Below are 18,229 nucleotides of genomic sequence, written 5' to 3' on the forward strand. Positions count from 1 at the left end.
TATTGATTTACTTGTATTTTCATTGCAAATCATTGTGGTGGAGTGTGGCGCGATCAGGAATTCCTGATACAGTGGGGAAAAGTGCAGTTTTGTGGGAAATCGTGCACTTGCTTGTCCTCCGAAACCCCAACCAGAGTCCACGCCGTGTTTCAAGGAGCTTCTTCACTCAGTCTCGATGCGAAAGGTCGGTTGTCGATACCGACCCGGCATCGTGACGCGCTGACCAAGCCCGGACCGACCCTCACGATTACCCGCCACCCCCATGGTTGCCTGATGATTTTCCCCCAGGATGAATGGGCGGTTTTCAGCGCGCGCATCGCGCAGGTGAAGATGGGTGAGCAGGTGCTCAAGCGGATTTTTCTCGGCAGTGCGATGGATGTGGAGATGGATGGAACTGGCCGTGTACTGGTCTCTCCCGAGCTGCGCGCTGCTGCCAACATCACCAAGGACGCCATCCTGATGGGGATGGGCGGCCATTTTGAATTGTGGGACAAGGCGACATACGAGAAGCAGGAGGCGGAAGCCCTGCAGAATCTGCCGCCCGATGCCCTGGATAACTTTGCATTCTGAGGTGCATGTGGAAACCAAGAACTACCTGCACACGACCGTCCTGCTGAACGAGGCCGTGGACGCCTTGTTGGAGGCCAGGGTTGCGATGGACCCGGTCTTTGTCGATGGGACTTTTGGCAGAGGCGGGCACTCCCGCCTGGTGCTGTCCAAGTTGCCGGCCGAGGGCCGGCTCATTGCTTTTGACAAGGACGTCGAAGCGATTGCCGAGGCCGGCAAGATTGCGGACGCCCGTTTTTCCATTCGCCATGAGGGCTTCAGCCACATGGCGCAGCTGCCCGCCGCTTCGGTGGCAGGCGTGCTGCTGGATCTGGGGGTCAGCTCCCCGCAGATCGACAGTCCCGAGCGCGGCTTCAGTTTCCGCTTCGATGGCCCGCTCGACATGCGCATGGATACCACCCGTGGCCAGAGTGTGGCCGAGTGGTTGCAAGAGGCGGAAACACAGCAAATAGCGGAGGTGATACGTGACTTCGGTGAAGAACGGTTTGCTGGGCCCATTGCAAAGGCGATTGTTGCGCGGCGGGAGGCTGGCTCGCCAGTCGCCACCACTGCCGATCTGGCCGAGCTCGTGGCTGGCACAGTCAAGACCCGCGAGGCTGGGCAAAACCCTGCCACGCGGACATTCCAGGCTCTTCGGATTTTCATTAATGCCGAGCTTGAAGAGCTCGAGCAGGCGCTAGAGGCCAGCCTGCGCGTGCTGGCGCCCGGCGGCCGTCTGGTGGTGATCAGCTTTCACTCGCTGGAAGACCGCATCGTCAAGCAGTTCATTGCCAAGCATTCCAAAGAGGTGTTCGACCGCCGCGCACCCTTTGCCGCGCCCAAGCCGATGCTGCTCAAGGCGCTGGACCGCATCAAGCCGAGCGACGCAGAAGTGGCTGCCAATCCACGCGCCCGCAGTGCGGTGATGCGCGTGGCCGAACGCACCGAGGTGGCTGCATGACCACGCGCCGCCTGCCCGGACGATGCCACAAGGAGGCGCCGTGCTGCTGCGCCTGAACATTCTGCTGCTCATCGTGACAATCGTCAGCGCGATGGCGCTGGTGCAGTCGCAGTATGAATCGCGCAAGCTGTTCACCGAGCTTGACCGTGCGCTGGCCGAGTCGCGCCAGCTGGAGACCGACCACCAGCGGCTGCAGGTGGAAAAGCGGGCCCAGGCCACGCCGCTGCGGCTGGAGCAACTGGCCCGCGAGAAATGGGGCATGCAGACGGCCACCCCTGCGGTCACTGTCTACGTGTCTGAGCCGGGCGCTGGAGCGGTGGCACCATGAGCAAGGACATGCGCTACTCCACCAGTCCCTTGCTGGCCGAGCGCACGCCGATGTGGCGCAGCCGCTTCATCATGATCGGTCTGGCATTGGCCTTTACCGGTCTGATCGGCCGCGCCGCCTATGTCCAGGTCATCGGCAATGATTTCTTCCTGCGCCAGGGCGAGGTGCGCTTTGCTCGCACGATCGAGCTGCCGGCCAACCGGGGACGCATTCTGGACCGCAATGGCCTGATCCTGGCCTCCAGCGTGCCTGCGGCCAGCATCTGGGCGATTCCGGAAGATGTGGACCAGGACGACCCGGCCATCAAGGGCAAGCTGGCCGAGATTGCGAAGCTGATGGGCATGCCCAAGGCGCAGTTCGATGCGAAGCTGGCGGACGAGGACAAGTCCTTTGTCTGGATCAAGCGCCAGCTTGACTGGGACATCGGGCAGAAGATCAAGGCGCTCGATGTCAAGGGCATCTACCTGCGCAAGGAATACAAGCGCCAGTATCCCGAAGGGGAATCAGCCGCCCACGTGGTGGGCTTCACCAATGTGGAAGACCAGGGTCAGGAAGGCATGGAGCTGGCCTTCAATACCGAGCTGGGCGGCAAGGCCGGTTCGCGCCGGGTGATCAAGGACCGTCTGGGCCGCATCGTCGACGGCGTCGGTGTGGAAACGCCGCCCCAGGAGGGCCAGGACATCCAGCTGTCGATCGACAGCAAGGTGCAGTTTTTTGCCTACCAGAAGCTGCGCGACCAGGTTGCTGCCTTCAAGGCCAAGGCCGGCAGCGTCGTGGTGATGGATGCGCACACCGGCGAAGTGCTCGCGCTGGCCAACTACCCCAGCTACGACCCGAACAACCGCTCGCGCCTGACCGGTGAACAGCTGCGCAACCGCGCGATCACCGATACCTTCGAGCCTGGCTCGACCATGAAGCCGATCACCGTGGGCACAGCGCTGGAGCTGGGCCGCGTCAAGAACAACACCATCATTGACACCACGCCCGGCCGCTATGCGATCGGCGGTTTCACGATCAGCGACACCCACAACTATGGGGCGTTGACGGTGGACGGTGTGATCCAGAAATCCAGCAACGTCGGTGCGTTGAAGGTGGCGCAGAAGATGTCGGCGCAGGAGATGTGGAATGTGCACTCGGCGCTGGGCTACGGGCAAAAGCCCCAGATTGCCTTCCCTGGTGCGGCCAGTGGGCGTCTGCGTCCCTGGAAGAGTTGGAAGCCCGTCGAGCAGGCCACCATTTCCTATGGCTATGGCCTGTCGGCCTCGCTGTTCCAGATGGCGCGCTCGTACACGGTATTCTCGAACGACGGCAATGTGATTCCGGCAACCATGCTCAAGCGCAGTGGCCGCCCCGCAGGCACGCCGGTGTTCTCCAAGAAGACGGCCGAGCTGGTGCGCCACATGCTGTGGCTGGCCGCTGGCCCAGGTGGCACGGGCCAGAAGGCGCAGACGGTCGGCTACTCCATCGGCGGCAAATCGGGCACGGCCCGCAAGCAACAGGGCCGGGGCTATGCCGCAGGCAAGTACCGCGCCTGGTTCACCGGCATTGCGCCGATTGAGAACCCGCGCATCATCGTCGCCGTGATGGTCGACGAACCCAGCCAGGGCAGCTTTTACGGTGGTACCGTCGCCGGCCCGGTCTTCAGCGAGGTGGTGCAACAGACCTTGCGCCTGATGGGGGTGCAGCCCGATATGTCGGTCAAGCCGCAGATCGTGGCCAACGATGTGGAGGAGCCGCTATGAGCGCCACCACGACTGTGACCACCGTCCATAGCACCGCCGCCGCCGTTGAATGGCTGCGCGAGCGTGTGACCAGCGGCACCTTGCAAACCGACAGCCGGCAGGTGCAGGCCGGCGATGCCTTCATCGCCTGGCCGGGTGGCGTCAACGATGGCCGCGCCTATGTGGCGCAGGCCGTGCAGCGCGGCGCTGCCGCGTGCCTGGTGGAGCAGGCGGGCCTCGATCAATTTGATATGCAAGGCATGCCGGTTGCGGCCATGCCGGGTTTGAAGGCCGCCACCGGCCCGATCGCCAGCGCCTGGTTTGGCCAGCCCAGCGAGCAGCTGGATGTGCTGGCCGTGACGGGTACCAATGGCAAGACCAGCATCAGCTGGTGGCTGGCCCAGGCGGTCAGCCAGCTCTGTGAAGCCGGCGTGCTGCAGCACCGGGGCTGCGCCATGGTCGGCACCCTGGGTGTCGGCATTCCGCCGCACCAGCTGGATGTGACCGGCATGACCACCCCCGATCCGGTGCTGCTGCAGCGCGCCTTCCGGGGTTTTGCCGATGCCGGCTACGGCGCTTGCGCGATCGAGGCCTCGTCCATCGGCATTGCCGAGCACCGCCTGGCGGGCGCCCGTATCCGGTTGGCCATCTTCACCAATTTCACGCAGGACCACCTGGACTACCACGGCAGCATGGATGCCTATTGGGCCGCCAAGGAGGCGCTGTTCCACTGGTCGGGCCTGCAATCGGCCGTGGTCAATCTGGACGACGCCCGGGGCGCGGCGCTGGCGGCCTCGTTGGCCGGTGGCGCGCTGGATCTGTGGACTGTCTCGGTGGATAACTCCACCCAGGCCCGTCTGTCAGCCCGGGCCATCCGCGCGGGCGACCGTGGCCTGGTGTTCGACGTCGTAGAGGCCGGCGCCGAAGGTGCTGCCGTGACCCTGCACAGCCAGGTGATTGGCCAGTACAACGTGCTCAACCTGCTGCAGGTGATGGCCAGCCTGCGGGTGCTGGGAGCGAGCTTGGAGCAGGCTGCGCAGGCCTGCGCGGTGCTGGCGGCAGTGCCGGGCCGTATGGAGCAGGTCGGCCAGCCCGGTGCGCCGCTGGTGGCCATCGACTATGCCCACACCCCCGATGCACTGGACAAGGCCTTGCAGGCGCTGCGCCCGCTGGCCGCGCAGCGCGGCGGCCGGCTGTGGTGTGTGTTTGGCTGTGGTGGCAACCGCGATGCCGGCAAGCGCCCGCTGATGGGCCGCATTGCCCAGGCAGGTGCAGACGAGGTGGTCGTGACCAGCGACAACCCGCGCGGCGAGCAGCCCCAGGCCATCATCGACGACATTTTGCGCGGCATGACGCCCGATGCGCATTGGCATGTCCAGGCCGACCGGGCAGCCGCCATCGACGAGGTGGTGCTGCGCGCGGCCAGCCAGGATGTGGTTTTGCTGGCCGGCAAGGGCCATGAGGATTACCAGGAAGTGGCCGGCGTGAAGCTGCCCTTTCTCGATGCCGCGCACGCCCGTGCTGCGTTGGCCAAGCGGAAAGAACCCCTATGAGCATGATGACCCTGCAGCAGGCGCTGGGCTTCATTGAGCCCCTTGTTCCCCAGGCCCGCCTGGTGGGCGATGGTGCCGTGCCGCTGCTGCGCGTGCACTCGGACTCGCGCAGCCTGCAGGCGGGCGATTTGTTTGTGGCGCTCAAAGGCGAGCGCTTTGATGCCAACCAGTTTCTGGCCCAGGCCCAAGCGGCCGGCGCAGCGGCTGCGCTGTGCCATGCCGACCCTGCCGACGCAGGCCTGCCCGGCATTGTGGTGCCCGACACCTTGGCCGCGCTGGGGGCGTTGGCCACCGGCTGGCGTGCCCAGTTTGCGCTGCCGCTGATCGCAGTGACCGGCAGCAACGGCAAGACCACGGTGACCCAGATGCTGGCGTCCATCCTGCGCGCCCATGCCGGCGATGCCGCCTGGGCCACGCGTGGCAACCTGAACAACGAGATTGGCGTGCCGCTGACCCTGCTGGGCCTGACGGCTGCGCACCGCGCTGCGGTGGTGGAGCTGGGCATGAACCACCCTGGCGAAATCGCCGTGCTCGCCGCGATGGCGCAGCCCCGGGTGGCCCTGGTCAACAACGCGCAGCGCGAGCACCAGGAGTTCATGCACACGGTGCAAGCCGTGGCCCGTGAAAACGGCAGCGTGCTGGCCGCGCTGCCGGCCGATGGCGTGGCCGTGTTCCCTGCCGGCGATGTCTATACCCCGCTGTGGCAGGAACTGGCAGCGGGCCGGGCGACCTGCCTGTTCGGTGCGCAGGCCGATGGTGCCCAGGCCTATGCCAGCGATGTGCTGTGGCGTGATGGCGCCTGGCAGCTGCAGCTGCACCTGCCCGATGGCGCAGCGCCGGTGGTGCTGCAGATTGCCGGCCGCCACAACGTGCGCAATGCGCTGGCAGCGGCCGCCTCGGCCCATGCTGCCGGTGTGCCGCTGGCGGCCATTGCCCGGGGGCTGTCGGCGTTCGAGCCGGTCAAGGGCCGCTCGCGTGCGCTGGCGATGCCCGTCGCGGGCCGCAGCCTGACGGTGGTCGATGACAGCTACAACGCCAACCCGGATTCGGTCAAGGCGGCGATCGAGGTGCTGGCCGAGCTGCCCGCAGCCCGGCTGCTGGTGCTGGGCGACATGGGTGAGGTGGGCGACCAAGGACCCCAGTTCCATGCCGAGGCCGGCGCGCTCGCCCGCGAGCAAGGCATTACGCAGTTGTTTACGCTGGGCGCCCAAAGCCAGTCGGCCGCCGAGGCCTTTGGCGATGGCGCTCAGCATTTCGAGAGCATGCCTGCGTTGCAGGATGCGGTGTGCAAATTGATGCCTCAATTGGGCAGTGTGTTGGTCAAAGGTTCGCGGTTCATGAAGATGGAGCAAGTGGTGCAGGCGATGCAGTCGTGCGCAGACAAGGGGCCCAGCGCCCGTGAGGAGGCCGCATGCTGATTGTGCTCGCCAGCTGGTTGCAAAGCCTGTCGCCTGAATTCGGCTTTCTGCGCGTCTTCCAGTACCTGACCTTCCGCGCCGTGATGGCGGCGATGACGGCGCTGGTGATCGGCCTGGTGGCCGGTCCCCGCGTCATCCGTACCTTGTCGGCGCTGAAGATCGGCCAGCCCATCCGGGGCTATGCGATGCAAAGCCATTTGAGCAAGAGCGGCACCCCGACGATGGGCGGCGTGCTGATCCTGCTGGCGATCACGATCTCGACGGTGCTGTGGTTTGACCTGTCCAACCGCTTTGTCTGGATCGTGCTGATTGTGACCTGGGGCTTTGGTGCGATTGGCTGGGTGGATGACTGGCGCAAGGTGGTCAACAAGGACCCCGAAGGCATGCGCTCGCGCGAAAAGTATTTCTGGCAGTCGGTGCTGGGTCTGGCTGCAGCGCTGGCCCTCGTCTTCTGCATCTCGGAGAACACCAATGCCGAGGTCTGGAGCCTGTTCGTCAGCTGGGTGCAATCGGGCTTCTCGCTGGATCTGCCACCCAATGCCGGCCTGATGGTGCCCTTCTTCAAGCAGGTGAACTACCCGCTGGGCGTGCTGGGCTTTGTGATCCTGACCTACCTGGTCATCGTCGGTGCCAGCAATGCAGTCAACCTGACCGACGGGCTCGACGGTCTGGCCATCATGCCGGTGGTCATGGTCGGCTCGGCCCTGGGCGTGTTCGCCTATGTCACCGGCAGCGTTAATTTCTCGCGCTATCTGTTGTTCCCGCACATTGGCGGCACCGGTGAGTTGCTGGTGTTTTGCTGCGCGATGACCGGCGCGGGCCTGGCCTTCCTGTGGTTCAACACCCACCCGGCCCAGGTCTTCATGGGCGATGTGGGCGCGCTGGCCTTGGGCGGCGCGCTGGGCACGATTGCGGTGATCGTCCGGCAAGAGATTGTGCTGGCCATCATGGGCGGCATCTTTGTGGCCGAGGCCGTGTCCGTGATGATGCAGGTGGTCTGGTTCAAGTACACGAAGAAGCGCTATGGCGAAGGCCGCCGCTTGTTGAAGATGGCCCCGTTGCACCACCATTTCGAAAAGAGCGGCTGGCGCGAGACCCAGGTCGTTGTGCGTTTCTGGATCATCACGATGCTGCTGTGTCTGATCGGTCTGTCTACCCTGAAGCTGCGGTGAGCACCATGTCAACCGAGCACCTCCACCCCCTTGATCCCTCGGCAGAGGCCGCGGCTGCGCCATTGACGCCGGCAGTGGCGCCGGTGGCTGCGGCAGGCGTGGCCCAGCCTGACGGGCTGCAGCCTGAAGCGGCAGCACCTGGCGCCGATGCACCGCCGCCGGCCCCGCCTTTGCCGGCGGATGGCGTGCCGGTGGAGGCCGCTGCAGAAGAGGCAGCCGCTGTCGCCACCGATGCTGCAGATGCTGCAGCGGCGCCGGCTGCCGAAGCGCCGGCGGTGGATATGGCGCCGGTTCCCGATGTGTCGACCCTGACGGCCGCCAAGGACGCGGCCGCCTTTGTGGCGCAGATTTTCGCCGATCCTGGCGTGTCCGATGCGGCCAGCAGTGAAGTGACCGCCGTGGATATACAGCCGCAGGAGGCCGAGGTGGTTTATGCCCCGGTGCCTGCGCAGTGGCCGCAGGGGCAGGAGCATGCGCTGCAAGGACAGCATGTGCTGGTGCTGGGCCTGGGTACTTCCGGTCTGGCGATGGCGCGCTGGTGTGCGCGCTGCGGCGCCCAGGTGACGGTGGCCGATACACGCGAGGCTCCGCCCCAGTTGGCACAGCTGCGCAGCGAGCTGCCCGATGTGCGCTTTGTCGCGGGCGCTTTGACCGCCGCGCTGGTCGATGGCCAGCCGGTGCGCGTGGTCTACCGCTCGCCCGGCCTGAGCCCCGAGACCGTGGCGCCTGTCGTCGATGCAGCGCGCGCCATTGGCTTGCCGGTCAGCGGTGAGCTGGATCTGTTCAGCCTGGCCCTGCAGTCGCTGGCCCAGGCGCACGGCTATGTGCCCAAGGTGCTGGCGATCACGGGGACCAATGGCAAGACCACGGTGACCTCGTTGACGGGGCAGCTGCTGGCCCATGCCGGCATGTCCACCGCTGTGGCCGGCAATATCGGCCCCAGCCTGCTTGACACGCTGTCACAGCACATCGATGCGCAAAGCCTGCCGCAGGCCTGGGTGCTGGAGCTGTCCAGCTTCCAGCTCGAAGATGCGCATGCCTTCAACCCGACGGCAGCGACGGTACTCAACCTCAGCCAGGACCACCTGGACTGGCATGGCAGCATGGCGGCCTATGCTGGTGCCAAGGCCAAGATTTTCGGCAGCGATGCGCTGATGGTGCTCAACCGCGACGACCCGGCCGTGATGGCCATGCTGCCGCCACCGGTGCGCATCAAGCTGCAGCGCCCCCAACTGCGCCCGCACATCAGCTTTGGGCTGGATCTGCCCACCCAGCCGGGCGACTATGGCCTGGAAGTGGTCAACGGCATGGCCTGGCTGGTGCGTGCACAGGACGATGGCAACAGCGCCAGCAACAAGCGCAACCAGACGGCAGCGGACGATGTGTTCCTGCAGCGGCTGATGCCTGCTGACGCGTTGCGCATCCGGGGCCGCCACAACGCGATGAATGCGCTGGCTGCGCTGGCGCTGGGCCATGCCGCAGGCGCCGGTTTTGCGCCGATGCTGTTTGGCCTGCGCGAATACCGGGGCGAGCGCCACCGGGTCGAGCCCATCGGCATCGTCAGCGATGTGGAATATTTTGACGACAGCAAGGGCACCAATGTGGGTGCCACCGTGGCCGCGTTGATGGGCCTGGGTGCCGAGCGCCGCATCGTGCTGATCCTGGGCGGCGAGGGCAAGGGCCAGGATTTCTCGCCGCTGGCCGCGCCTGTGCTGCGCTACGCGCGCGCCGTGGTGCTGATTGGCCGCGATGCGCCGCTGATCGAGGCTGCACTGGCCGACACCGGTGTGCCCCTGCTGCACGCGCCCAGCATGGACGAAGCCGTGCTGCTGGCCAGCCAGAAGGCCGTCGCCGGCGACGCGGTGCTGATGTCCCCCGCCTGCGCCAGCTTTGACATGTTCCAAAACTACGGCCACCGCGCCGAGGTGTTTTGCCAGGCCGTGGCGGCGCTGGCTGAAGAGCGCGGCACCAGTCTGGAGGTGCAGCCATGAGCACCGAGACCGGACTGCGCGGCAGGTTTTCGGGCTGGTTCAAACCGGCCGGGGAAAAGCCCGTCGATATTTTGCCGGTGCGTGTCGGCGGCAATGAATACCGCCAGACCCCATCGAACACGACCAATATCTTTGGCGCCGACCAGGTACTGATCTGGCTGGTGGTGGCCATCCTGTCCTGGGGCATCGTCATGGTGTTCTCGGCCTCGATCGCGATGCCGGACAACCCGCGCTTTGGCAAGATTGCCCATTACTACTTCTTCCAGCGCCACCTGATGAGTGTGGGCCTGGGCTTTGTGGCAGCGGTGCTCACTTTCCAGATTCCGATGAAGGTCTGGGAGCACTGGGCGCCCTGGCTGTTCATCGCCTCGATCCTGCTGCTGATTGCGGTGCTGATTCCGCATGTGGGCACGGTGGTCAATGGCGCGCGCCGCTGGCTCTCGCTGGGCATCATGAACTTCCAGCCGTCCGAGCTGGCCAAGATCGCGGTCATCATGTATGCCGCCGATTACATGGTGCGCAAGATGGAGGTCAAGGAGCGCTTCTTCCGCGCGGTGCTGCCGATGGGGCTGGCCGTGGGCATTGTCGGCGCGCTGCTGCTGGCCGAGCCCGACATGGGCGCCTTCATGGTGATCGCCGTGATCGCCATGGGCATCCTGTTCCTGGGTGGCGTCAACGCCCGCATGTTCTTCCTGATTGCGCTGGTGCTGGTGGCCGCCTTTGCGCTGATCGTGATGACCTCGGAATGGCGGCGAGAACGCATCTTTGCCTACCTCGACCCCTGGAGCGAAAAGCATGCGCTGGGCAAGGGCTACCAGCTCTCGCATTCGCTGATTGCCATTGGCCGGGGCGAGATCTTTGGCGTGGGCTTGGGTGGCAGCGTCGAGAAGCTGCATTGGCTGCCCGAAGCCCATACCGACTTCCTGCTGGCCGTGATCGGCGAAGAGCTGGGCCTGGTCGGCATCATTGCGCTGCTGGGTCTGTTCTTCTTCATGATACGCCGCATCGTGGAAATCGGCCGCCAGGCGATTCGCATGGACCGCATTTTCTCCGGCCTGGTGGCGCAAGGCATTGCGATCTGGCTGGGATTCCAGACCTTCATCAATGCCGGTGTGAACCTCGGCGCCTTGCCCACCAAGGGACTGACCTTGCCGCTGATGAGTTTCGGCGGGTCGGCGATTCTGATGAACCTGGTGGCGATTGCCATCGTGCTGCGCATCGACTGCGAAAACAAGGCCATGGGTGCCGGGGGGGCGCGATCATGAGCGGCAAGACGGCACTGATCATGGCGGGCGGCACCGGCGGCCATATCTTTCCCGGCCTGGCCGTGGCCCAGGAGCTGCGCAGCCGTGGCTGGACCGTCCACTGGCTGGGCGCGCCCGACAGCATGGAAGAGCGCCTCGTGCCGCCCCAGGGCTTTGCACTGGAGCGGGTGGCGTTCTCGGGCGTGCGCGGCAAGGGCCTGCGCTCGCTCGCCGGCATGCCGCTGCGCCTGTTGAAGGCATTGCAGCAGGCGCGCGCCGTGCTGCGCAAGGTCCGTCCCGATGTGGTCGTCGGCATGGGCGGCTACATCACCGTGCCAGGCGGCCTGGCGGCCCGGCTGGCCGGTGTGCCGATCGTGCTGCATGAGCAGAACTCGGTGCCCGGCATGGCCAACAAGCTGCTGGCCCGCATGGCCCAGCGCGTGTTCAGCGCCTTCCCGAATGCGATTGCCGGCGGCCAGTGGGTGGGCAATCCGCTGCGTGCCGAGTTCCTGCAGCAGCCCGAACCGGCACAGCGCTTTGCCGGCCGCAGCGGCCCGCTGCAGCTGCTGGTGGTGGGCGGCAGCCTGGGTGCCAAGGCCTTGAACGAGGTGGTGCCCCAGGCGCTGGCGCTGATGGCGCCCGAGACCCGCCCGGTGGTCACCCACCAAAGCGGCGCCAAGCAGATCGATGCGCTGCAGGCCAACTATGCGGCCGCTGGCGTGCAAGCCAGCCTGACCCCTTTCATCGACGACGCGGCCAAGGCCTATGCGGATGCCGATGTGATCGTCTGCCGCGCAGGCGCCAGCACGGTGACCGAGCTGGCCGCCGTGGGAGCTGCGGCGGTGTTTGTGCCGTTTCCGGCAGCGGTCGATGACCACCAGACGGCCAATGCGCGCTTTTTGGTAGATGCCGGCGCCGGCTGGTTGGTGCAACAAAGCGTTCTGACCCCGGAAAACCTGGCTCAGATGCTAGAGAATATGCAGCGGACGGGCCTGGTGGACATGGCCCAAAAGGCGAAGAAAATGCAGAAATTGGAAGCTACCCAGGTGGTGGCGGATGCCTGCGCGGAGGTGGCACGATGAAACACGCCATCCAGCGCATTCATTTTGTAGGTATTGGCGGTGCAGGCATGAGCGGCATTGCCGAAGTGCTGCACAACCTGGGCTATGCCGTCTCGGGCTCGGACCTGTCGGACAGCAGCACCATGGCGCATCTGCGCGATGCGGGCATCACCACCTTTGTGGGCCACGATGCGGCGCATATCGCCGGTGCCCAGGCGGTGGTGACATCGACGGCCGTGCAGGCCGACAACCCCGAAGTCGTGGCCGCCCGGGCCATGGGCATTCCGGTGGTGCCGCGCGCGCTGATGCTGGCCGAGCTGATGCGCCTGCGCAAGGGCATCGCGATTGCCGGCACCCATGGCAAGACGACGACCACCAGCCTGGTGACCAGCGTGCTGGCCGAGGCCGGCCTGGACCCGACCTTTGTCATTGGCGGCAAGCTCAACAGCGCCGGCGCCAATGCGCGCCTGGGCAGTGGCGAGTACATCGTGGTCGAGGCCGATGAATCGGATGCTTCGTTCCTGAACCTGCTGCCGGTGATGGCCGTGGTCACGAACATCGATGCCGACCACATGGACACCTATGGCCATGACTTTGGCCGGCTCAAGACGGCCTTTGTCGACTTTCTGAACCGCATGCCCTTTTATGGCAATGCCGTGGTCTGCATCGACAGCCCGGCCGTCGGCGACATCATCGAGCGCGTGGCCTGCAAGGTCACGACCTATGGCCTGGGCGAAAACGCCCAGATCCGCGCGGTGAACCTGCAGGCCGACAACGGCCAGATGCGCTTTACCGTGCAGCGCCGCCTGGCCCAGCCCTTGCCCGATCTGGAGGTGGTGCTGAACCTGCCTGGCGAGCACAACGTGCTCAATGCACTGTCGGTGGTCGGGGTGGCCGCTGCCATCGGCATTGATGACGCGGCCCTGCAGCGGGCGCTGCAAGGCTTCAAGGGCGTGGGGCGCCGTTTTCAGCGTTATGGCCAGGCCCGGCTGCCCCATGGCGGCGAGTTCACGGTTATTGACGATTACGGCCATCACCCTGTCGAAATGGCTGCCACCATTGCGGCCGCGCGCGGCGCGTTTCCGGGTCGCCGGCTGGTGCTGGCCTTCCAGCCCCACCGCTACACCCGCACGCGGGATTGTTTTGAGGACTTTGTCCAGGTGCTGGGCGGCGCCGATGCGGTGCTGCTGGCCGAGGTCTATGCCGCCGGTGAAACACCGATCGTGGCAGCCGACAGCCGTGCGCTGGCACGCGCGGTGCGTGTGGCTGGCAAGGTGGAGCCGGTGTTTGTCGAGCAGATCAGCAGCCTGCCCCAGCAGATTCTGGACCAGGCGCAGGACGGCGATGTGCTGCTGTGCATGGGCGCGGGATCGATTGGTGCGGTGGCTGCCAAGGTGATGGCATTGGCCGATGGGCAAGAGCGTGTAGCGCCGCAAGGGAGCGCGGTATGAGTGAAACCATGAACAATATTGATGTGAAGGCCTTGGGCAAGGTCGCGGTGCTGATGGGCGGGAGCTCGGCAGAGCGCGAGGTGTCGCTGATGTCCGGCAAGGGCGTGCTGGCTGCGCTGCAGTTCAAGGGCGTGGACGCGCATGCGTTTGACCCGTCGCAGCAGGATTTGGGCGAGCTGCGCAAGCAAGGCTTTGCGCGCTGCTTCATCGCGCTGCATGGCCGCCATGGCGAAGACGGCACGGTGCAAGGCGCGCTGGAGCTGCTGGGCATTCCCTACACCGGCCCTGGCGTGATGGCCTCGAGCATCGCGATGGACAAGATCATGACCAAGCGCATCTGGCGCTTTGAAGGCCTGTCCACCCCCGAGTGGCGCATGGCCGCCAGCGAGCAGGACACGCGCGATGCGCTGGCCGCGCTCGGCGCGCCGATGATCGTCAAGCCCGCACGCGAGGGCTCGACGATTGGTCTGTCCAAGGTCAGCAGCCCTGAAGAATGCGCCCAGGCCTATGCGCTGGCCTCCCGCTATGACCCCGAAGTCCTGTGCGAGCAGTTCATCGAGGGCATGGAAACGACGTGCGCGGTGCTGGGCCAGGGCCGCAGCGCCAAGGCGCTGCCGGTGATCAAGATCGTCGCGCCGGACGGCAATTACGACTACCAGAACAAGTACTTCACCGACACCACCCAGTACTTCTGCCCCAGCGAGCTGCCCGCAGAGATGGAGGCGGCGATCCGCGACCTGGCGGAGAAGGCGTTCCGCACCCTGGGCTGCCGGGGCTGGTCGCGTGCCGATGTGATGGTGCGTGCCTCGGACCAGCAGCTGTTCCTGCTGGAGATCAATACCTCGCCGGGCATGACCAGCCATTCGCTGGTGCCCATGGCAGCGCGTGCCACCGGCATGAGCTACGAAGACCTGTGTTTGCACCTGGTGGCCCATGCATCGACCGATGCGGCCCAAGGCGCGGAGCTGTAAGACAAGGAGATGCGATCCATGGAGCAGACCATGCCAGTCCCCTTCGACGTCAAGCTGATGAACATGCTGGCCACGGCATTGTTCCTCGGCTGCGGCGCGTTGCTGGTGCTGGCAGGGGTGCGCTGGGCCATCCACCATCCGGCGCTGAGCATTGCACGCATCGTGGTGCAGGGCGAGATGGAGCACAACAGCGCGGTGTCGCTGCAGGCCAATGTGATGCCATCGCTCAAGGGCAACTTCTTCACGATGGACCTGGATGAGACACGCCGCATCTTCGAGCAGGCGCCCTGGGTGCGCCAGGCGCGGATCAAGCGCGAGTTTCCGAGCACCTTGGCGGTGACGATCACCGAGCAGGACGCGGCCGCGATCTGGGGCGCCGAAGGCGAGTCCCGCCTGCTCAACAGCGAAGGCCAGATGTTCGAGGGCGATTCCACCGACCCGGATCTGCTGCATCTGCCGCACTTGTCGGGCCCGGCAGGCCGCTCGCAAGAGGTGCTGGCCATGTTCCGGGCGCTCGCGCCGATCTACGCCAAGCTGGACAACGCGCTGGTGGCGCTGGCGGAGTCGAACAGCGGCAGCTGGAAGGCCACCTTGCAGTCCGGCGCGGTCATCGAGATGGGCCAGGGCCGGGAGGAGGTCCTGAGCGAGCGGGTACGTAAATTTGTTGAATCTTTGCCTGAAGTCACCGGTACCTACAGGCGCAGCGTGGCATCGCTGACGTCGGCGGATCTGCGCCATGCCGGGGGCTATGCGGTACGCATGCAGGGGGTGACCACGGGCACCCCGACATCGGGCCGGGCGCCAGTCAAAAAATAGAACACAGAGATGCGAAACATGAACCATACCAATCACTTGATCAGCGAGGGCAACTGACTATGGCGCGAGATAGCAAAGACGTGGTAGTCGGCCTGGACATCGGCACCGCCAAGATCATGGTGGTCGTCGCCGAGGTGCTGGGCAATGGCGAGCTCAAGCTGGCCGGGCTGGGCGTTGCGCCCAGCAACGGGCTCAAGCGCGGTGTGGTGGTGAACATCGATGCCACGGTGCAGAGCATCCAGCAGGCGCTCAAGGAGGCCGAGCTGATGGCCGACCTGAACATCCAGCGGGTCTACACCGGCATCACCGGCAGCCATATCCGTGGCATCAATTCCAGCGGCATGGTGGCCGTCAAGGACAAGGAAGTCTCGGCCGCCGATGTGGCACGCGTGCTGGACACCGCCAAGGCGATCAACATCCCTTCGGACCAGCGCCTGCTGCTGGTGGAGCCGCAGGAGTTCGCGATCGACGGCCAGGATGTGCGCGAGCCCATCGGCATGAGCGGGCTGCGCCTGGAGTCCAAGATCCACATCGTGACCGGCGCGCAGAGCGCAGCCGAGAACATCATCAAATGCGTGCGCCGCTGCGGCCTGGAGGTGGAGCAGCTGCTGCTCAACCCGCTGGCCTCCAGCCAGGCGGTGCTGACCGATGACGAGCGCGAACTGGGTGTGGCCGTGGTCGATATCGGCGCGGGCACCACCGATGTGTCGATCTTCACCGGTGGCGCGATCCGCCATACGGCGGTGATCCCGATTGCCGGTGACCTGATCACCAGCGACATCGCGATGGCGCTGCGCACGCCGACCAAGGACGCCGAGGACATCAAGGTCGAGAGCGGCTGCGCCAAGCAGCTGCTGGCCGATCCCGATACGCAGGTGGATGTGCCCGGTCTGGGTGACCGTGGCCCGCGCCTGTTGAGCAAGCAGGCGCTGGCGGGCGTGATCGAGCCGCGCGTCGAAGAAATTTTCTCGCTGGTGCAGCAAGTCATCCGCGAGTCTGGTTATGAGGAGGTGCTGTCGTCGGGCATTGTGCTCACCGGCGGCAGCGCGGTGATGCCGGGCATGGTCGAGCTGGGGGAGGACATCTTCCTCAAGCCGGTGCGGCGCGGCATTCCGAAGTATTCCGGCACCCTGGCCGAGATGGTGGCGCAGCCCCGTGCTGCCACCGTCATGGGCCTGCTGGAAGAGGCCCGCATGGCCCGCATGCGTGGCTACAAGGTGGCCCAGAAGTCCGGTTCGGTGAAGTCGGCATTTGGGCGTTTGAAGGACTTTATTGTGGGGAACTTTTAACCATGCATGACACCACTTGTTGGCTGGCGCAAAGCAGCCCTTCAAGGCTCAAAGGGTATGACCCTTGGAGACCTAAAGGGCCACCAAGCAACCAATGTTCATTAAAGAGTGAATTATTCGTAACCCATTTTTCTCATGTTGACGCGAGAGCGAGAGGAGCAGGCAATGACCATCGAAATGTATGAAGGCAACACATTCAACCAAGGCACCCAGATCAAGGTGATCGGCGTCGGTGGCGGTGGCGGCAATGCGGTCGAGCACATGATCGCCAACAGCGTGCAAGGTGTCGAATTCATTTCGGCCAACACCGATGCGCAAGCGCTGGAGCGTTGCCATGCCCACCGCGTGATCCAGCTGGGTGAAACCGGCCTGGGCGCGGGCAGCAAGCCTGAGAACGGCCGCGAGGCTGCCGAATCCGCGATCGAAGACATCCGCGCTGCGATCGTGGGCTCGCACATGCTGTTCATCACTGCCGGCATGGGTGGTGGCACCGGCACCGGCGCTGCGCCGGTGATCGCTCGCGTGGCCAAGGAGATGGGCATCCTGACCGTGGGCGTGGTGACCAAGCCTTTCGAGTGGGAAGGCAAGCGCCGCATGTCCAATGCCGATGGCGGCCTGAGCGAGCTCGAGGCCAATGTCGACTCGCTGATCGTGGTGCTCAACGAAAAGCTGCTCGATGTGCTGGGCGATGACATCACCCAGGACCAGGCCTTTGCCCATGCCAACGATGTGCTGAAGAACGCCGTGGGCGGCATCTCCGAGATCATCAACGACCACGGCTACATCAACGTCGACTTTGCCGACGTGAAGACCGTGATGAGCGAGCCCGGCAAGGCGATGATGGGTACGGCAACGGCCAGCGGCCCGGACCGTGCACGCATTGCTGCGGAACAAGCCGTTGCCTGCCCACTGCTGGAAGGCATCGATCTGTCGGGTGCCAAGGGCATCCTGGTGTTGGTGACCGCAACCAAGGGCAGCCTGAAGCTGGCCGAATCGCGCCAGGCGATGAGCACCATCAATGCCTACGCCTCGCCAGAGTCGCACGTGATCTTCGGTGCGGCTTACGACGAGACGCTGGGCGACGAGATCCGCGTGACTGTGCTGGCCACTGGCCTGTCGCGTCCTGTGGCCAAGCGCCAGCCTATCTCGGTGATCCAGGGCAGCGCGGGTCTGCGTACCGGTACCGACGATATCGCCTACACGCCCCAGTCGGTCAACAGCCCCGTCTCGGGCCTGGGTGCGCAAAATGCCGTGCCGATGGGCAATGCCTTTGCCAACGACTTTGCCGACAAGAAGACCCCATCGGTCTGGCGCACGGGCCGCAATGCGGCTTCGGCCCGCGTCGATGCGATGTCGTCGAGCGGCATGGAAGACCTGGAGATCCCTGCGTTCCTGCGCAAGCAGGCGGATTGATCGTCTTGCAGGGCTTTCGCAAAAGCCGGTCCAGATGGTGAGATGGACCCGGCTTTGAATACAACGCGCTGAAACCTTTCGGGGGTTCAGCGCGTTGTTGTTTAAAGTCTTCTCGCGCCGCGACAGTGTCTGAACAGGTTCTTATAGCGCTGCGTGGTTGTTCGCTGTCCGCTGCCTGCGGTGGCAGTCACTGCATTGGCGGCTTTGTGCACAGATTGGCCGACAAGGCAAGTGTTTGTCCTACAAGGCTTGCGCTATCTGGGTGATTGGCATATTTACGCGTCCCGAGTGGAC

Annotated in this window: 15 protein-coding genes; all 15 read left to right on the forward strand. The window is 65.0% G+C overall.

The genetic code is table 11. The features are described from left to right. Nucleotides 1-144: 144 nt before the first annotated feature. Complete coding sequence (mraZ, locus tag MJ205_RS00315; RefSeq protein ID WP_239810676.1) at nucleotides 145-570, forward strand: division/cell wall cluster transcriptional repressor MraZ; 426 nt, start codon at nucleotides 145-147, stop codon at nucleotides 568-570. A 7-nt stretch (nucleotides 571-577) separates the two neighbouring features. Further along, nucleotides 578-1,507, forward strand: a complete 930-nt coding sequence (gene rsmH, locus MJ205_RS00320) for a 16S rRNA (cytosine(1402)-N(4))-methyltransferase RsmH (protein WP_373450525.1) — start codon at nucleotides 578-580, stop codon at nucleotides 1,505-1,507. A gap of 43 nt (nucleotides 1,508-1,550) precedes the next feature. Further along, on the forward strand, nucleotides 1,551-1,835 hold the full coding sequence (ftsL, locus tag MJ205_RS00325; RefSeq protein ID WP_239812616.1) for a cell division protein FtsL: 285 nt from the start codon (nucleotides 1,551-1,553) through the stop codon (nucleotides 1,833-1,835). After that, a complete protein-coding gene (locus MJ205_RS00330; protein WP_239810677.1) occupies nucleotides 1,832-3,577 on the forward strand; it encodes a peptidoglycan D,D-transpeptidase FtsI family protein in 1,746 nt (581 codons plus the stop codon). Before ftsL ends, MJ205_RS00330 begins: the two co-directional genes overlap by 4 nt. Further along, nucleotides 3,574-5,109 carry a UDP-N-acetylmuramoyl-L-alanyl-D-glutamate--2,6-diaminopimelate ligase gene (locus MJ205_RS00335; protein WP_239810678.1) on the forward strand — a complete coding sequence of 512 codons (1,536 nt, stop codon included), beginning with the start codon at nucleotides 3,574-3,576 and terminating at the stop codon, nucleotides 5,107-5,109. Before MJ205_RS00330 ends, MJ205_RS00335 begins: the two co-directional genes overlap by 4 nt. 2 nt (nucleotides 5,110-5,111) lie before the next feature. After that, a complete protein-coding gene (locus MJ205_RS00340; protein WP_239812617.1) occupies nucleotides 5,112-6,527 on the forward strand; it encodes a UDP-N-acetylmuramoyl-tripeptide--D-alanyl-D-alanine ligase in 1,416 nt (471 codons plus the stop codon). Then, nucleotides 6,521-7,699, forward strand: coding sequence for a phospho-N-acetylmuramoyl-pentapeptide-transferase (gene mraY / locus MJ205_RS00345; protein ID WP_239810679.1), 1,179 nt, complete (start codon nucleotides 6,521-6,523; stop codon nucleotides 7,697-7,699). The genes MJ205_RS00340 and mraY overlap by 7 nt, the downstream gene beginning before the upstream one ends. 5 nt (nucleotides 7,700-7,704) lie before the next feature. Continuing rightward, nucleotides 7,705-9,690, forward strand: coding sequence for a UDP-N-acetylmuramoyl-L-alanine--D-glutamate ligase (gene murD / locus MJ205_RS00350; RefSeq protein WP_446715044.1), 1,986 nt, complete (start codon nucleotides 7,705-7,707; stop codon nucleotides 9,688-9,690). Next, nucleotides 9,687-10,955, forward strand: coding sequence for a putative lipid II flippase FtsW (gene ftsW / locus MJ205_RS00355; protein ID WP_239810680.1), 1,269 nt, complete (start codon nucleotides 9,687-9,689; stop codon nucleotides 10,953-10,955). Before murD ends, ftsW begins: the two co-directional genes overlap by 4 nt. Continuing rightward, nucleotides 10,952-12,016: an undecaprenyldiphospho-muramoylpentapeptide beta-N-acetylglucosaminyltransferase gene (gene murG, locus MJ205_RS00360; RefSeq protein ID WP_239810681.1), complete on the forward strand. Its 1,065-nt coding sequence runs from the start codon at nucleotides 10,952-10,954 to the stop codon at nucleotides 12,014-12,016. Before ftsW ends, murG begins: the two co-directional genes overlap by 4 nt. Continuing rightward, nucleotides 12,013-13,446, forward strand: coding sequence for a UDP-N-acetylmuramate--L-alanine ligase (murC, locus tag MJ205_RS00365; RefSeq protein WP_239810682.1), 1,434 nt, complete (start codon nucleotides 12,013-12,015; stop codon nucleotides 13,444-13,446). Before murG ends, murC begins: the two co-directional genes overlap by 4 nt. Further along, on the forward strand, nucleotides 13,443-14,417 hold the full coding sequence (locus MJ205_RS00370) for a D-alanine--D-alanine ligase (protein ID WP_239810683.1): 975 nt from the start codon (nucleotides 13,443-13,445) through the stop codon (nucleotides 14,415-14,417). Before murC ends, MJ205_RS00370 begins: the two co-directional genes overlap by 4 nt. Before the next feature lie 30 nt (nucleotides 14,418-14,447). Continuing rightward, nucleotides 14,448-15,233 carry a cell division protein FtsQ/DivIB gene (locus MJ205_RS00375; RefSeq protein WP_239810684.1) on the forward strand — a complete coding sequence of 262 codons (786 nt, stop codon included), beginning with the start codon at nucleotides 14,448-14,450 and terminating at the stop codon, nucleotides 15,231-15,233. Nucleotides 15,234-15,292: 59 nt separating this feature from the next. Continuing rightward, complete coding sequence (ftsA, locus tag MJ205_RS00380) at nucleotides 15,293-16,522, forward strand: cell division protein FtsA (RefSeq protein ID WP_230770449.1); 1,230 nt, start codon at nucleotides 15,293-15,295, stop codon at nucleotides 16,520-16,522. A 165-nt stretch (nucleotides 16,523-16,687) separates the two neighbouring features. Beyond that, nucleotides 16,688-17,935 carry a cell division protein FtsZ gene (ftsZ, locus tag MJ205_RS00385; RefSeq protein WP_239810685.1) on the forward strand — a complete coding sequence of 416 codons (1,248 nt, stop codon included), beginning with the start codon at nucleotides 16,688-16,690 and terminating at the stop codon, nucleotides 17,933-17,935. The last annotated feature ends 294 nt before the right edge of the window (nucleotides 17,936-18,229 follow it).

This window comes from Comamonas sp. B21-038 (assembly GCF_022387135.1).
Lineage (GTDB): Bacteria > Pseudomonadota > Gammaproteobacteria > Burkholderiales > Burkholderiaceae_C > Comamonas > Comamonas sediminis.

Excerpts from the sequence above, each read along its gene's own strand:
- MJ205_RS00330 (WP_239810677.1), top strand. The coding sequence starts at position 1,832 with ATGAGCAAGGACATGCGCTACTCCACCAGTCCCTTGCTGGCCGAGCGC.
- MJ205_RS00335 (WP_239810678.1), top strand. The coding sequence starts at position 3,574 with ATGAGCGCCACCACGACTGTGACCACCGTCCATAGCACCGCCGCCGCC.
- MJ205_RS00340 (WP_239812617.1), top strand. The coding sequence starts at position 5,112 with ATGATGACCCTGCAGCAGGCGCTGGGCTTCATTGAGCCCCTTGTTCCC.
- mraY (WP_239810679.1), top strand. The coding sequence starts at position 6,521 with ATGCTGATTGTGCTCGCCAGCTGGTTGCAAAGCCTGTCGCCTGAATTC.
- murD (WP_446715044.1), top strand. The coding sequence starts at position 7,705 with ATGTCAACCGAGCACCTCCACCCCCTTGATCCCTCGGCAGAGGCCGCG.
- ftsW (WP_239810680.1), top strand. The coding sequence starts at position 9,687 with ATGAGCACCGAGACCGGACTGCGCGGCAGGTTTTCGGGCTGGTTCAAA.
- murG (WP_239810681.1), top strand. The coding sequence starts at position 10,952 with ATGAGCGGCAAGACGGCACTGATCATGGCGGGCGGCACCGGCGGCCAT.
- murC (WP_239810682.1), top strand. The coding sequence starts at position 12,013 with ATGAAACACGCCATCCAGCGCATTCATTTTGTAGGTATTGGCGGTGCA.
- MJ205_RS00370 (WP_239810683.1), top strand. The coding sequence starts at position 13,443 with ATGAGTGAAACCATGAACAATATTGATGTGAAGGCCTTGGGCAAGGTC.
- MJ205_RS00375 (WP_239810684.1), top strand. The coding sequence starts at position 14,448 with ATGCCAGTCCCCTTCGACGTCAAGCTGATGAACATGCTGGCCACGGCA.
- ftsA (WP_230770449.1), top strand. The coding sequence starts at position 15,293 with ATGGCGCGAGATAGCAAAGACGTGGTAGTCGGCCTGGACATCGGCACC.
- ftsZ (WP_239810685.1), top strand. The coding sequence starts at position 16,688 with ATGACCATCGAAATGTATGAAGGCAACACATTCAACCAAGGCACCCAG.